The organism is Salinibacterium sp. CAN_S4 (assembly GCF_015752305.1).
In the GTDB taxonomy this organism is placed as follows: Bacteria; Actinomycetota; Actinomycetes; order Actinomycetales; family Microbacteriaceae; genus Rhodoglobus.
Map to the genome: position 1 here is coordinate 173,590 of NZ_JADOVB010000003.1, position 15,265 is coordinate 188,854.

Consider the following 15,265-nt stretch of genomic DNA (forward strand, 5'->3'; position numbering starts at 1 on the left):
CTTCTCTTCGTTGAGTACGGGTGTCGTGCCTGTTTTCGTGACGCTACCCCCGGATCAGGGCGCCGACAACCCCTGCACGCGGTTCTGGGATTACGTGCACCGCCAGGCCGTGTGCGGGCAGGGATTCCCGCCACCACGTTGCACCAGAAATCGCGCCAACCTCGTCATATGTCTTCTGGACTATGTTCCGAGTGCTCATATGACGCAGTTCGCGACCCCACCGCGACGGCGAGCGTCAGCACATCGGGTCGGCGGCCGGCACTGTTCCGTTCACGAGGTAGTCGTCCACGACGTCGTCGATGCACGGCACACCCTGGTTGTAGATCGTGTGCCCCTCCCCCTCGTAGGAGATGAGCACGCCGCTCGACAGCTGCTCGGCGAGCGACACTGCCGACGCATACGGCGTCGCCGGGTCGTTGGTCGTGCCGATCACGAGGATGGGGGCCGCGCCGTCCGCGGTGAAGGACGTGGGGAGGTCGGCGCGCGGAACCGGCCAGTTCGAGCAGGCGGTGTCGAGCACGGCGAAGTCGTCGTAGGTGGCGTACTTGCCGAGGATGGGGGCCGCAGCGTCGATCTCCGCGATGCGCTCGAGGGTGGTCGCGGGGTCATTCACGAAATCACCGTCGACGCAGGTCGCCGCCACGTAGACCTCGTAGGAGTTGCTCTGATAGCTGCCGTCGTCGTTGCGCGAGTTGTAGCTGTCAGCGCTCGTGAACGTGGGCCCGGGGTCGCCGTCCGCGAGGGACGCGAACATCGCGGTCAGGTCGGGCCAGTAGCTCTCCGAGTACAGGTTGGAGAGGATGCCCGTGGCCAGGGTCGCAGAGTCGAGCACCCGACCGTCGGCATTGGTGAAGCCCTGGGCGTCGATGTTGTCGAGCGCCGAGCGGGCCTGGGCGGCCGCGTCATCCACCGATCCCCGGAAGAAGCAGTCCGGGCCGCTGAGGCAGTCCGCGAGGTAGGCCCTGAACGCGCTGTCGAAGCCGGCCATCTGGAACTTGAGGCTCTCGAAGTCGCTCACCAGCGGATCAACGGCGCCGTCGAGAACGAGTCGCCCCACCTTGTCGGGGAAGAGCTCGGCGTAGACCGTGCCGAAGTAGGTGCCGTAGGAGTAGCCGAGGTAGTTCAGCTTGTCGTCGCCGAGCACCTCGCGCAACATGTCCATGTCCTTGGCGTTGCTGGCGGTGTCGACGTTGCCGAGAAGCTCACCGGTGTTTTCCTCGCACGCGGCAGCGAACGACTGCTCTTCGGTGGCGAGCTCATCGATCCAGCCCTGGGTGTCATAGGCGCTGTCGTACGTGCCGTACAGGGTCTCATCGGTCTGCTTCGGATCGGTGTAGCAGACGACCTGGGTCGATTGCCCGACGCCGCGGGGGTCCCAGCCGACGATGTCGAAGTTCTCAGCGACCGCTGCGGTGGCGGATGACTCGCCGCTGTAGAACACGTAGTCCCACCCCGAACCACCGGGGCCGCCCGGGTTCAGCAGGAGCGAACCCTGTGCGGTGCCGGTCGCAGGATGCTTCACGAGCGCAAGATCGATCGCCCCATCGGATGGAGCGTCCCAGTCGATCGGCGCCTTCGCGGTGGCGCACTCCAGCCCCTCCCCGCACTCCGTCCAGACCAGGGACTGGCCATAGAAGCCCTCGGTGTCCGTGGGTGTCGGCCCCTGAGTCTCAGAGGGAACGGGTGCGGGCGACAGGAAAGTGCAGCCGGACAGCACGAGCGCCAGCGAACCGACGATCGCGAGAGTGGAAAGACGACGGTTCACACACAACTCCTCAGGACGTGCGTCAAGCATAAGGGCCGCCCGACCCAGGCACGGAGCTCGGATGCGCCGGAAAGTGTGCGGAACTGCGCGACCCCCGCATGGGGGTAGAACTTTTTGTCCTGCAAACGCTTGCAGTTCCAGAACCAGTCGAGTACCGTCGCTCACGTTGGTCTCTGCGCGGGGTAGCGCACCACAGTACGGGAGTCAAAGATGACACAGCCGCACCGCGCTTTTCGCGCGCTCGCCACGATCTCTGCGGTGGCTATCGCCGCCGCGGGCCTGCTCGTCGCACCTCTGCCTGCGGACGCAGCAGACCCGACCGTCGCCCTCGTCGGCAGCCTCCAGTCTGAACTGGGGTGCACCGCCGACTGGGATCCCGCCTGCGCCGACACGGAACTCGTACCAACCGGCACCGCCGGGGTGTGGTCGGCAGAATTCACCATTCCCGCCGGATCCTTCGAGTACAAGATCGCGCTCGACGACTCCTGGGATGAGACCTATGGGCTTGACGGTGGCGCGGACAACATCCCGCTCACGGTCGCCGGCGACAGCAGCATCCGGTTCACCTTCGACCTGGCGAAGAAGCGCGTCGGCCTCGAAGCTCTCGGCCTCTCAGGCGCCTACGACGACGAGGATGCCGCCCTGGTCGCCGATCCGATCCGCCAGGCCGGCAGCGACGAGCAGTTCTACTTCGTCATGACCGATCGCTTCAAAGACGGGGATCCCGCCAACAACACGGCAGACCTCGGAAGCGACCCCCTCGACTCGGGATACGACCCCACCCGGAAGGGCTTCTACAACGGCGGTGACCTCGCGGGGCTGCGTTCCCAGCTCGACTACATCGAGGGCCTCGGTACGAGCGCCATCTGGCTGACGCCGTCGTTCCTCAATAATCCCGTGCAGGGAACGGGCGAGAACGCGTCGGCCGGATACCACGGCTACTGGATCACCGATTTCACCCAGATCGACCCGCACCTCGGCACCAACGCTGAACTGTCCGAGCTCATCGACGACGCTCACGCTCGCGGCATGAAGGTCTACTTCGACATCATCACCAACCACACCGCCGACATCATCGACAACGTCGACAAGACCTACGACTACGTGGACAAGTCGACCGAGCCGTACCTGACGGCGAGCGGGGAGCCGTTCGACCCGGCGACGGTCGCAGGCAGTGCGGACTTCCCCGAACTGGATGCCGCGACATCCTTCCCGTACACACCGGTGATCACCGCTGAGAACGCGGATCGCAAAGTGCCGGCATGGCTCAACGATCCGACGCTTTATCACAACCGTGGTGACTCGACCTTCGAGGGCGAGAGCGTGCTCGACGGCGACTTCTCAGGCCTCGACGACCTCATGACGGAGAACCCGAAGGTCGTCGACGGATTCATCGACGTCTACAAGAACTGGGTAGATTTCGGCATCGACGGGTTCCGCATCGATACCGTCAAGCACGTGAACCTCGAGTTCTGGCAGAAGTGGTCGACAGAGGTGATCGACTACGCCGAATCGAAGGGAAACCCCGACTTCTTCATGTTCGGGGAGGTCTATGACGCCAACGCAGCCAACACCTCTCCCTACGTGCGCAAGACCGACATCAACTCGGTTCTCGACTTCTCGTTCCAGTCGCAGGCAACGAGCTTCGCCGCCGGCAACAGCGCGAAGGGGCTCAGCGGCCTGTTCGCGAGCGACGATCTCTACACGACGCCGGACTCCAACGCCTATGCGCTGCCGACCTTCCTCGGCAATCACGACATGGGCCGGATCGGTTACTTCCTGAAGAACACCGACGCGCCCCTGGCCCGTGACGAACTGGCCCACGAACTCATGTATCTCACGCGCGGCCAGCCCGTCGTCTACTACGGCGACGAGCAGGGATTCGCCGGTGCCGGGGCAGGCAACGACCAGAGTGCGCGGCAGTCCCTCTTCGCGAGCCAGGTCGACGAGTACACGACCCAGCCGCTCATCACCGGTGAGACCGCCGGATCCGTCGACCGTTTCGGCACGGACACCCCGCTCTACACCCACATCGCGGCGCTGTCGGCTCTTCGCAAGGCGCACCCCGCGCTCGCGCAGGGTGCGCAGCTCGAGCGCTATGCCGATTCGGGAGCCGGCGTGTACGCATTCAGCCGCGTGGATCGCACCGAAAAGGTCGAGCACCTCGTCGCGCTGAACAACTCGAACGCGGCACAGACCGTCACGTTCACCACTCTGACCGCAGGTGCAGACTATTCGGTGCTCTACGGAGACGCCGGTGCCGCCACCTCGGCGAACGCCGCCGGAGAGGTCACCATCACGGTTCCGGCCCTCGCCTCGATCGTGCTTCTCGCCGACCGGACGGTGACGGCTCCGGATGCGGCAACGGCGATCACGATCGATGTTCCCGCAGCGGGCGCCGGCCTCAGCGGCGTGACGCCGGTGAGCGCCGATGTCGCGGACGCAACGTGGCAGGAGTCGAGCTTCGCCTGGCGTGTTCTCGGCTCGACGGACTGGACCGCCCTCGGCACGGCTGAAGACACGAGTCCACGGGTGTTCCACGACACGGCCGGTCTCGCCGCAGGAACACTGGTCGAGTACCGCGCGATCTCGGTGGACGCCGCGGGGCAGCGGGCCGCGGCATCCACGTTCGCCTCGATCGGGAATGCGGTGAATCTCGCCGAGACGGTCGATCCCGAGCCTGATATCGCCCTGGTGACCGTGCCGGGCAGCCATAACTCCGAGATGGGATGTGCTGGTGACTGGCAGCCGGGTTGCGAGGCCGCGAAGCTCACGAAACGTGCCGACGGCATCTATTCGGGCACCTTCGACATCCCGGCCGGCGACTACGAGTACAAGGTCGCGATCAATGGCACATGGGACATCAACTACGGCGCGGGCGGGGTGGCACAGGGCACGAATGTCGCATACACCGCTCCCGGTGGACCTGTCGCCTTCTACTTCGACCCCCGCACGAAGTTCTTCCAAAACTCAGCACAGGGCGACCTGATCGTGGCTCCCGGGTCATTCCAGTCCGAATCAGGATGCCCGGGCGACTGGCAGCCCGATTGCCTGGCGACCTGGATGCAGGATGCGGATGGCGACGGCGTCTTCACCTTCTCGACCTCCACCCTGCCGACCGGATCCTATGAAGGAAAGGTCGCGCACAACCTCGACTGGGCAGAGAACTACGGCGCTGGCGGAGTCCTTGATGGCCCCAACATCCCGTTCTCTGCCGAGGAAGGCACGTCCACACTGTTCAGCTACACGCTGGCGACCCACGTGCTCACGATCGAGACCGCTGACCCGCCGCTCGCCGGCACGGGGCAGCAGCGGGCACACTGGGTCTCTGAAAGGACGCTGGCCTGGCCTCGTGATCTCCTGCCGACGAACGGCGACCCGAAAGACCAGCGCTTCGCGCTCTACTCCTCGGCCACGGCCGGGCTCACCAGCGCAGACGGGACGGTGACCGGCGGCGACGTGGTCGAGCTCGAATACGACCCGGCCGGCCTCAGCGACGCCGAGAAGGCGCTGTTCCCGGCTCTCGCCGACTCCGTCGCGCTTCGGCCTGTCGGAGTGGATCGCGCCGCGGTCGAACGGCTACTCACCACCCAGTTGCTGCTGGCCCAGTTCGCGCCGGATGACGCACTCACCGCCCTGAGCGGCGTGCAGCTTCCCGGCGTGCTCGACGACTTGTTCGCCGAAGCAGCATCCGGGCGCACTCTCGGCACGTCGTGGTCGAAATCGACGCCGACGATGGCGATCTGGGCACCCACTGCGCAAAAGGTCGATGCGCTCGTCTGGACCGGCGGCGATGACGCGGATCCGACTCGGGTTGCGCTGTCGAGGCAGGACGATGGCGCCTGGACCGCCACCGGCAAGAAGGCCTGGGCTGGCTCGTCATACGCTTTCGAGGTCACGGTCTTCGCACCGACGACGGGCGCGATCGAGGTCAACCTGGTCACTGATCCATACTCCGTGGCGCTCACCGTGAACTCTGAGCGTTCGGTGCTCGTCGACCTGGCGAATAAGCGGTACCGGCCGAAGGAGTGGGAGAAGACTCCGGCTCCCGCGATCGAGAATCCGGTAGACCGCTCCATTTACGAACTGCACGTGCGCGACTTCTCGCTCTCCGATGAGACTGTTCCCGAGAACCTGCGCGGCACGTACGGCGCATTCGACGTAGACAGCGCAGGAACCCGGCACCTCGCTCAACTGGCGGATGCCGGACTCAACACCGTGCACCTGCTCCCGACCTTCGACATCGCCACGATCGAAGAAGACAGGGCCGCCCAGGCGACTCCCGATTGCGACCTGGCATCGTTCGGGCCCGCCTCCATCGAACAGCAGGCATGCATCCAGGCCGTTGCCGACACCGACGGCTTCAACTGGGGATACGACCCGTATCACTTCTCGGTTCCCGAGGGCTCGTACGCCGTCGATCCCCGGGGCGGAGCTCGCATCGCCGAGTTCCGCAGCATGGTCGGCGCTCTTCACGAGACGGGCCTGCAGGTCGTGCTCGACGAGGTGTTCAACCACACCGCGCAAAGCGGGCAGGGCGAGAAGTCGGTGCTCGACAAGGTGGTGCCGGGGTACTACCAGCGCCTCAACGCCAGCGGCGGGGTCGAGACATCCACATGCTGCCAGAATGTCGCCACCGAACACGACATGGCCGAGAAACTGATGGTCGACTCGGTGGTGCTGTGGGCGCGGCAGTACAAGGTCGACGGCTTCAGGTTCGACCTCATGGGTCACCACTCGAAGGCGAACATGATCGCGGTGCGCGAGGCCCTCGATGCCCTGACCGTGAAGAAGGACGGGGTCGACGGCTCGGCCGTCTACCTCTACGGCGAAGGGTGGAACTTCGGTGAGGTGGCCGACAACGCGCTCTTCGAGCAGGCGACACAGGGCCAGCTCGACGGCACCGGCATCGGCACGTTCAACGACCGTCTCCGCGATGGCGTGCATGGTGGCAGCCCCGTCGACGGCGGCACCATCCAGCAGCAGGGGTTCGGCACAGGGCTCGGGACGGACCCGAACGCTGCCCCCATCAACGGGACTCCCGACGAGGCGCTCGAGCGCCTGGCGCAGCAGACCGACCTCGTGCGCCTCGGTCTCACCGGCAACCTGAGCGACTTCAGCTTCGTGGCCTCGGACGGAACGCTCAAGCGAGGTGACCAGTTCGACTACAACGGCCAGCCAGCCGGTTACGCGAGCCAGCCAGCGGAGAACCTCAACTACGTGGATGCCCACGACAACGAGACCCTCTTCGACCTGCTCGCGCTCAAGCTCCCGGCCGACACCCCCATGTCAGACAGGGTGCGGATGAACACGCTGTCGCTGGCGACCGCGACCCTGTCACAGTCGCCGTCGCTGTGGCACGCTGGCACCGACCTGTTGCGGTCGAAGTCGCTCGACCGCAACAGCTACAACTCCGGCGACTGGTTCAACCGGATCGACTGGACGGGCCAGTCGAACAACTTCGGGGTCGGGCTCCCGACGGCGGCCGACAACGAGGATAAATGGCCGATCATGATCCCGCTGCTCGAAGACCCCGCGCTGAGCCCGGCACCGGCGGACATCGCCGCTAGCACGGCAGCGGCCCAGGATCTGCTGCGACTCAAGCAGTCGACCACGTTGTTCAGGCTCGGAGACGCCGCCACCATCGGGGAGAAGCTCGCGTTCCCCGGTAGCGGCCCCGACGCCGCCCCGGGTGTCATCACGATGACCGTGGACGACACCCTGGGAGCGGACGTCGACGAGGAGCTCGACGGACTCATCGTGGTCTTCAATGCGTCACCGGATGCCACGACCCAGGTCATCGGAGGGCTCGCCGGCCGCGACTTCGGTCTCAGCGACATCCAGTCCCATGGTCTCGACGAGACAGTGAAGCAGACCACCTGGGACGCGGCGACAGGTACCGTCACGGTGCCGGCGCGCACTGTCGCGGTGCTCACGGAAGCTGAACAGCCGGTGCCACTGGCCAGCAGCATCCGCGGCTCGGCGAACCAGTTCTTCGCGAGCACGACCACGCGAGTGAAGTACACAGCGGTGGTGACGGCGGGCGAGGCAGATCCGACCGGATCCGTCGAGGTACTGGATCGCGGAGTCGTCATAGCGACGGGCACTCTCGAGAACGGTGATGATGGCCGGATTCGCATCACGCTTCCGGCGCTCTCGCGTGGACTGCACTGGCTGACGGCACGCTACGCCGGGACCGATCTCATCCTGCCGTCGAAGACCAGCGGATTCTCGCCCGTCCTCGTCTGGTAACAGGAACGGGTCGGGTAACAGGAACGAGTCTGGTAGAGCGAACGAGTCTGGTAGAACGAACGGGATGGCCCACCGAAGTGGACCATCCCGTTCGATACAGCAGTTGCTTAACAGCAGGTGTCTTACAGCGCTGCGAGCACCTCGCGCAGCAGGGTAGCGGTCTCGCTCGGCGTCTTGCCGACCTTGACTCCGGCGGCCTCGAGGGCCTCCTTCTTGCCCTGTGCGGTTCCGGCACCGGCGGAGACGATCGCGCCGGCGTGGCCCATCGTCTTTCCCTCTGGCGCGGTGAAGCCTGCGACGTATGCCACGACCGGCTTGGTCAGGTTCGCCTTGATGTAGTCGGCTGCACGCTCCTCAGCGTCGCCTCCGATCTCACCGATCATGACGATCGCCCTGGTCTCGGGGTCGGCCTCGAACGCCTCGAGAGCGTCGATGTGGGTGGTACCCACGATGGGGTCACCACCGATACCGATGGCGGTCGAGAAGCCGAGATCCCGCAGTTCATACATCATCTGGTAGGTCAGGGTGCCCGACTTGGAGACGAGCCCGACCGGCCCCTTGCCGGTGATGGTGGCCGGGGTGATGCCGACGAGCGACTCTCCCGGGGTGATGATGCCGGGGCAATTGGGCCCGATGATGCGGGTCTTGCCGCCCTTGCTCTTGGCGAGCGCCCAGAACTCGGCCGAGTCCTGCACCGGGATTCCCTCGGTGATGACGACGACGAGCGGGATCTCGGCCTCGATGGCCTCGACGACGGCATCCTTCGCGAAAGCCGGCGGAACGAAGACGATCGAGACGTCGGCTGACGTGGCATCCATCGCCTCGGTGACGGTGCCGAACACGGGCAGCTCCACGCCACCATCGTGCGAGACGGTCGTTCCGGCCTTGCGCGCGTTGACGCCACCGACGACCTGCGTGCCCGCCTTCAGCATGAGTGCAGTGTGCTTGGTGCCCTCGCCGCCGGTGATGCCCTGGACGATGACCTTGGAATCCTTGTTGAGGAAGATTGACATTGTTCCGTTGCCCTTACTTCGAAGCCAGCTCGGCGGCCTTGTCGGCGCCTTCGTCCATGGTGTCCGCCAGGGTGACCAGCGGGTTGCCTGCTGCGGTCAGGATGGCGCGGCCTTCCTCGACCTTGTTGCCGTCGAGTCGCACGACCAGCGGCTTGGTGGCGGTGTCGCCGAGAACCTTCAGCGCACCCACGATGCCGTTCGCGACCGCGTCACAGGCGGTGATGCCGCCGAAGACGTTCACGAACACGCTCTTCACCTGCGGGTCACCGAGGATGACGTCGAGGCCAGCGGCCATGACCTCAGCGGATGCCCCGCCGCCGATGTCGAGGAAGTTGGCGGGTCGAACGCCGCCGTGCTTCTCCCCCGCATAGCTGACCACGTCGAGGGTCGACATCACGAGCCCGGCACCGTTTCCGATGATGCCGACCTCGCCGTCGAGCTTGACGTAGTTGAGGCCGGCAGCCTTCGCCTTGGCCTCGAGGGGATCCGCAGCCGCGGCATCCTCGAGCGCCTCGTGGTTGGCGTGACGGAACTCGGCGTTCTCGTCGAGCGTGACCTTGCCGTCGAGGGCCAGGATCTGGCCGTCTTCGGTGAGCACGAGCGGGTTGACCTCGACGAGCGTCGCGTCCTCACCCTTGTAGACGTCGTAGAGCTTGACGAGCACCGGCGCGACTTTGTCGGCCAGCTCGGCGTCGAAGCCACCCGCGAGCGCGATCTCCGTCGCCTTGGCGAGGTCGATGCCGTCGAGCGGGTTGACCTCGATCTTCGCGAGAGCGTCAGGACGCTCGACCGCGAGTTCCTCGATCTCCATTCCACCCTCGACGCTGCACAGCGAGAGGTATGAACGGTTCGCCCTGTCGAGCAGGATCGAGAAGTAGAACTCCGAGGCGATACGTGCTCCGGCAGCGACCATGACACGGTTGACGGTCAGGCCCTTGATCTCGAGGCCGAGAATGGCCTCGGCCGCGGTGGCGGCATCCTCAGGATTGTGCACGACCTTGACGCCGCCGGCCTTGCCGCGACCTCCGGCCTTGACCTGCGCCTTGACGACGACGGTGCCACCGATTTTCTCGGCCGCCGCTCTCGCCTCAGCCGGTGTGTCGGCAATGATGCCGGCAAGTACAGGCACTCCATAGGATTCGAAAAGGTCCCGAGCCTGGTACTCGAAAAGATCCACGTAACTCTCGCAATCGCGCGTCGGTTTCAGTTGAAAGGCACGAGCTCTCTGCCGAACTAACTCGACATCAAGACACTTTGGCCAATCACCAGACTACCCACTCTGCCGGGCCGCCGCGTTCGCGGGGCCCTTCAAGCGGGCTTAAGTTCTGCGGAACTTTCGGTACTGCACATCGCCAGGCACGCTGCGCCGCGCCGCGCCCCTGCCGCGCCGCGTCCCTGCCTCGCCACCTCTCCCCCTCGCCACCTCGCCGAGTCCCCGCCACCTCTTCACCTCTCCACCTCTCCGAGTCCCCGCCACCTCTCCACCTCGCCGAGTGTTCCGCTTCTGTCGCTCTGGTCGCCCCGACACCCACTCAAGCGGAACACTCGGCGCAGGTGAGCGACCGGGAGGAGCCCGACCGGAGACCCGGCACGGGAGAATGGACTCATGCCAGCACCCCGGTCGTCACCGCTGCGGATAGCGGATGTCTCGGCTGAGGCCCTGCTGCTGGCCGGCGGTGGCAGGGCCATCCTGTTGCAGCTCGCGAACCCCGGCGTCGGGCACGGCGTGGCCGCACACAGCGACTTCGCGAACCGACCGCTCGATCGCCTGCACGGCACCCTCACCTATCTCTATGTGCTCGTCTACGGCACTCCCGCCGAAGCCGCGAGAGTCGCACGCGAGGTGGGCGCCGCCCACGCACCTGTGCGCTCACAACCTGGCGACCCCGTGCCCTACGACGCGCGCGACGACCAGCTCCAGCTCTGGGTGGCCGCCACCCTCTACGACACGGCGATGCGCGTGCGTGAACTCGTCTACGGCCCACTGTCTGAGAGTGACGCCGAGTCGCTGCTCGCTGACTACTCGGTGATCGCGACCGCGCTCGGGGTTCCGCGGGCGGTGTGGCCCGAGAATCCTGCCGCGTTCGCGCGCTACTGGGCCGACGCAGAAGCCGCACTCCGGGTGGATGACGTCGCCCGCGGCGTGGCAGTCGAGCTGCTTCATCCGTCGACAGCACCGTGGTGGATGCGCGCCGCCATGCCCACCGTGAGGCTCGTGACCGCGGGGCTACTCACCCCCGCCCTCCGGGACGCGTTCGGCCTCGACGTCGATGAGCGCAGGTACGCGCGGCTCGTGAGATTCACGAGAGCCGTATATCCGCGACTCCCGCGGTGGATCCGTCACGCTCCGAGTCGGCGATACCTCGCGGCGTTCCGGAAGCGAGCCGCGTTCCGGAAGCGAGCGGAGTAGCCGAGATGTCGGGCGGGTCACCGTTCGGGGGCATGCAGCCTGAGGAAGAATCGGTCGACATGCCCTGACCGGTGCCGCCGCGTGCCGAGCGAGACGAGCACGGTGGTGAGCGTCGCGAGCGGAACGATCCACGCCGCGGGCTGGGCCAGGGCCGCCTCGAGGACGGGATCGCTCACCGAACCGAACGCGGTCACGATGAGCGCGAGAGCGACGGACCCACTGCCCGTGAGCATCCCGGCGATGGCCCCTCGCGCCGTCAGCCCCCGCCACCACACCCCGAGCAGCAGCACCGGGGAAAGGCTCGACGCGGCGACCAGGAACACCAGGCCGACGCTCGAGGTCAACCCGTTCGGCACTGTCACGAACGTGAGCAGCAACGGCACGACGACGCTCGCCAGGGCCGAGATCCTGAACGCACGCACCCCACCGCCCAGCACCTCCTGGCTAACGACGCCTGCGATGGAGACGACGAGTCCGGATGCCGTAGCAATGAACGCCGCAAACGCGCCAGCGATGATGAGCGCGGTCAGCAGCTGTCCGCCGACGCCGGGGATGAGCCGTGACGGCAGCAACAGCACCACCGAGTCGGCGGTGGCAGGGCTCGCGAGGTCGCCAGCAAACCGGCGGGCGATGAGCCCCATTGTGGTCGAGACCATGTAGAACACGCTGATCATCACGATGACGATGACTGTGGTGCTCCGCGCTGATCCTCCGGTCGGGCTCGTATAGAAACGAACGAGCACATGCGGCAGCCCCATCGTGCCGAGCAGCAGGGCCAGCAGCAGCGACACCGTGCCGTAGACGTTCTGGTTCGCGGGTCCGGCCTCGACGGGAAAGACGAGGGCGGGGTCAATGCTGATCCCGGAGTCGGAGGTGACGATGAGCAGGAACATGACGGGCACCGCGAGTGCCGTCAGTTTGAGCCAGTAGTGGAAGGCCTGCACGAAGGTGATCGATCGCATCCCGCCCGCCGCGACGATGACGGCGACGAGCACCGCGACGCCCACCGCTCCGACCCACGGCGGCAGCCCGAGCACGACGTTGATCGCCAGGGCGGCGCCGTGGAACTGCGGAACTATGTACAGCCAGGCAATGAGCACCACGAGCACGCTCGTGAGTCTGCGGACGCCAGCCGAGTCGAGTCTCGCATCGAAGAAATCAGGAATCGTGCGGGCCCCACTGCGGCGAAGCGGTGCGGCCACGAACAGCAACAGGGCGAGATAGCCTGCGCTGTAACCGATCGGGAACCAGAACGCGCTGCTGCCCGAGAGCAGGATCAGGCCAGCCAGACCGAGGAAGGTGGCGGCCGAGAGGTACTCGCCGCTGATGGCCGAGGCGTTCCACCACGGTCGCACCGTCCGTGACGCGACCAGGAAATCATCGGTGGTGCGGGAGATCCGCAGGCCGAAGAATCCGATCACGACCGTCGCGAGCACGACGAAAGCTATCGCCCCCACCGACAGCACGGGATTCACCGGCGCGACTCCAGCGAGCGATACCGCTGCTCGTTCCTGCGCGACGCTCGCACATACACGAGGGCGAACACCACCACGAGCGGGTACATCCCATAGGCCTGCAATGCCCACGACCATGGCACACCGAAGACCGACTCCGACTGAAGGGCGGGAATGGTGGCGATGGCGACGGATGCCGCGGCAAGGGCCATGACGAAGCCGATCGCGAGCGTGGTGGCCAGCCTGAGCTGCGCACGGATGAGCGTCCCGAGATAGACAGCCGAGGCATCCGGAATGCCAGGATCGACGGCAGGACCGACAGGCTGATCCGCGGATGCCCGCCGGGGCGCGGTGACCCGCCTGCGTGGCAGCGCAGAGGGCTCTGCTGGCGGGTCGACCGTCACGCGCGCCCGCCCCTGGCCTCGAAGGCGTCGCGGACAGCGGGAAGAAGTCGCCTGCTCACGGGCAGGTCGACTCCGCCCACGGTCACCACCGGGTTCGAGCCCACGCGCACGCTCGAAATCGAGTCGAGGGCGACGAGAAACGACCGGTGGATCCTCAGGAAACCCGAGCCAGCCCATTGTTCACCGAGTTCGGTGATCGTGATGCGCACGATGTAGCTGTCGTCCTCCGTGTGCAGGCGCGCGTAGTCTCCCTGCGCCTGCACGTAACGGACATCGCTGCGCCGGATGCGGCGAATCGTGGCTCCCCTGATCACGGTGATGACCTGGTCGTCCTGCGGCGACGGCCTGCCCGGCGCCAGCGCAGCTTCGATGCGGGAGACTGCACGCTCGAGGCGCTTTTGGCGCACCGGCTTGAGCAGGAAGTCTGTGGCGTCGAGGTCGAACGCATCCACTGCCGTCTCCTCGTCCGCCGTCACGAAGACGATCAGTGGCGGCGAGGCGAACAGGTTGGTGGCCCGCGCCAGGTCGAAGCCAGACAGTCCGGGCATGTGGATGTCGAGCAACGCCGCATCCACTTTCTCGCTTGTGAGAATTCCGAGCGCCTCCGCGCCGGTGTTGGCGCGTCGGATCAGGGCGATACGCGGATCCTGACGCAGGAGGAATTCGAGGGCATCGAGCGCCGGACCCTCGTCATCGGCGATGAGCACGTCGATCATGCCGTCGGCCCCGTCACGAGATCTGCGGAGAGTTCGGCGTCGTGCATCGGCTGGGATCTCGGAACACTCATCCTGATGAGGGTTCCTGCTCCGATGTTGGTCTCGATCACCAGCCCGTATTCCTCGCCATACATCCGGCGAAGCCTCGTGTCGACGTTGCGCAGACCCACGTGATCGTCTTCGTCGGGTCGACCCGCCCGGCCCGCCAGGTGCGATTCGAGCCAGTCGGGGTCGATGCCCACACCGTTGTCTTCGACGACGATCTGCACGTCAGCACCGATCTCCTCGGCGCTGATCGTGATGCGGCCGCCCCGCTCCCTGGCCTCCAGACCGTGCCGCACCGAGTTCTCCACCAGCGGTTGGACTGACAGGAACGGGATCACAGCCGAGAGCGTCTCCGGCGCGATCCGCAACGTGACGTCCAGCCTGTCGCCGAATCGGGCGCGCTCCAGCACGAGGTACGAGTGGATGCTCCGCAGCTCTTCGGCGACAGTCGTGAAGTCCCCGGCACGCCGGAACGAGTACCTCGTGAAGTCGGCGAACTCGATGACGAGCTCCCTGGCCGTCGGTGGATCGGTGATGATGAACGACGCGATCGCGTTGAGGGCGTTGTAGATGAAGTGCGGGCTGATCTGCGACCGCAGCGACCGCAACTCGGCTTCGGCGAGCGCGGTGCGGGATGCCTCGAGATCGCCGAGTCGCAACTGGGCCGTGACCCACCCCGCGACTTCTCCCGTCGCCCTCACCATGGGCGCGTGGCGGGATCCGGCGAACGCGATCACCACCCCTGCCACAGCGCCGTCGATGATGATCGGTGCAGCGATCGCCCAGGGGGTCGCCACCCGCGCTTCGACAGGAACCTGCAGCACCCTGGTGCGGGCGCCGTCGAACGGTTCCGCGACGATGGACGCCACGAACTCCCGCAACGACTCGCCCGGACCGTCGATCGCGACCGCGCCCCTCGCATCGGCGATGGCCAGAATGTCGCAGGCCAGCAGCGTGCGCAGATGCCGGGCGGCACGCACGGCACCCTCGTTGGCCAGCCCGCCCCGCAGGTTCTCCGCGGCCCTGGATGCGAGATGCAGGGTGCGGTAGGTCGCCTGCTCGCCGTCGCTCCCCAGCTCGCGCGAGCCGCGAGCGAATCTGACAGCCACGACGACCAGGAGAGTCAGGATGGCACCGACCATCGCCCCCGCGATCGCGGCGATCAGCGTCGATGTGCCCATGGGTGAAGCCTAGCCACCAGTCAGC

At 66.2% G+C, this 15,265-nt stretch carries 9 protein-coding genes; 2 read left to right on the forward strand and 7 right to left on the reverse strand.

The features are described 5' to 3' along the window. Window positions 1–235: 235 nt before the first annotated feature. Window positions 236–1,765 carry an alpha/beta hydrolase gene (locus tag IWX81_RS09825; RefSeq protein WP_199281139.1) on the reverse strand — a complete coding sequence of 510 codons (1,530 nt, stop codon included), beginning with the start codon at window positions 1,763–1,765 and terminating at the stop codon, window positions 236–238. 210 nt (window positions 1,766–1,975) lie between these two features. On the opposite strand from IWX81_RS09825, the gene pulA reads away from it, so the two are divergent. Further along, window positions 1,976–8,017 (forward strand): pullulanase-type alpha-1,6-glucosidase, encoded by a 6,042-nt coding sequence (pulA, locus tag IWX81_RS09830; RefSeq protein WP_199281140.1) that lies wholly within the window; start codon window positions 1,976–1,978, stop codon window positions 8,015–8,017. A 122-nt stretch (window positions 8,018–8,139) separates the two neighbouring features. Here the strand turns inward: pulA and sucD are convergent, their stop codons facing one another. Both sucD and sucC read right to left on the reverse strand, forming a co-directional pair. Further along, the gene (gene sucD, locus IWX81_RS09835; RefSeq protein WP_199281141.1) at window positions 8,140–9,030 is read right to left on the reverse strand and encodes a succinate--CoA ligase subunit alpha; all 891 of its coding nucleotides are present in this window, start codon (window positions 9,028–9,030) and stop codon (window positions 8,140–8,142) included. A 13-nt stretch (window positions 9,031–9,043) separates the two neighbouring features. Continuing rightward, entirely contained in the window at window positions 9,044–10,207 is a 1,164-nt protein-coding gene (gene sucC / locus IWX81_RS09840; RefSeq protein WP_199281142.1) for an ADP-forming succinate--CoA ligase subunit beta, read from the reverse strand. A 429-nt stretch (window positions 10,208–10,636) separates the two neighbouring features. On the opposite strand from sucC, the gene IWX81_RS09845 reads away from it, so the two are divergent. Continuing rightward, window positions 10,637–11,440, forward strand: a complete 804-nt coding sequence (locus IWX81_RS09845; protein ID WP_199281143.1) for an oxygenase MpaB family protein — start codon at window positions 10,637–10,639, stop codon at window positions 11,438–11,440. A 17-nt stretch (window positions 11,441–11,457) separates the two neighbouring features. Here IWX81_RS09845 and IWX81_RS09850 read toward each other — a convergent pair whose 3' ends face one another. The 4 genes from IWX81_RS09850 to IWX81_RS09865 are packed head-to-tail and all read right to left on the reverse strand — an operon-like array spanning window position 11,458 to window position 15,240. Beyond that, window positions 11,458–12,915: a sodium/solute symporter gene (locus IWX81_RS09850; protein ID WP_199281144.1), complete on the reverse strand. Its 1,458-nt coding sequence runs from the start codon at window positions 12,913–12,915 to the stop codon at window positions 11,458–11,460. Continuing rightward, on the reverse strand, window positions 12,912–13,298 hold the full coding sequence (locus tag IWX81_RS09855) for a heavy metal transporter (protein ID WP_334593759.1): 387 nt from the start codon (window positions 13,296–13,298) through the stop codon (window positions 12,912–12,914). The genes IWX81_RS09850 and IWX81_RS09855 overlap by 4 nt, the downstream gene beginning before the upstream one ends. Beyond that, window positions 13,295–14,014: a LytR/AlgR family response regulator transcription factor gene (locus tag IWX81_RS09860; protein ID WP_199281145.1), complete on the reverse strand. Its 720-nt coding sequence runs from the start codon at window positions 14,012–14,014 to the stop codon at window positions 13,295–13,297. The genes IWX81_RS09855 and IWX81_RS09860 overlap by 4 nt, the downstream gene beginning before the upstream one ends. After that, window positions 14,011–15,240: a sensor histidine kinase gene (locus IWX81_RS09865; protein ID WP_199281146.1), complete on the reverse strand. Its 1,230-nt coding sequence runs from the start codon at window positions 15,238–15,240 to the stop codon at window positions 14,011–14,013. Before IWX81_RS09865 ends, IWX81_RS09860 begins: the two co-directional genes overlap by 4 nt. Between the last annotated feature and the right edge of the window lie 25 nt (window positions 15,241–15,265).

Coding starts and splice junctions, on each gene's coding strand:
- pulA (WP_199281140.1), top strand. CDS start 1,976: ATGACACAGCCGCACCGCGCTTTTCGCGCGCTCGCCACGATCTCTGCG.
- sucD (WP_199281141.1), bottom strand. CDS start 9,030: ATGTCAATCTTCCTCAACAAGGATTCCAAGGTCATCGTCCAGGGCATC.
- IWX81_RS09845 (WP_199281143.1), top strand. CDS start 10,637: ATGCCAGCACCCCGGTCGTCACCGCTGCGGATAGCGGATGTCTCGGCT.
- IWX81_RS09860 (WP_199281145.1), bottom strand. CDS start 14,014: ATGATCGACGTGCTCATCGCCGATGACGAGGGTCCGGCGCTCGATGCC.
- IWX81_RS09865 (WP_199281146.1), bottom strand. CDS start 15,240: ATGGGCACATCGACGCTGATCGCCGCGATCGCGGGGGCGATGGTCGGT.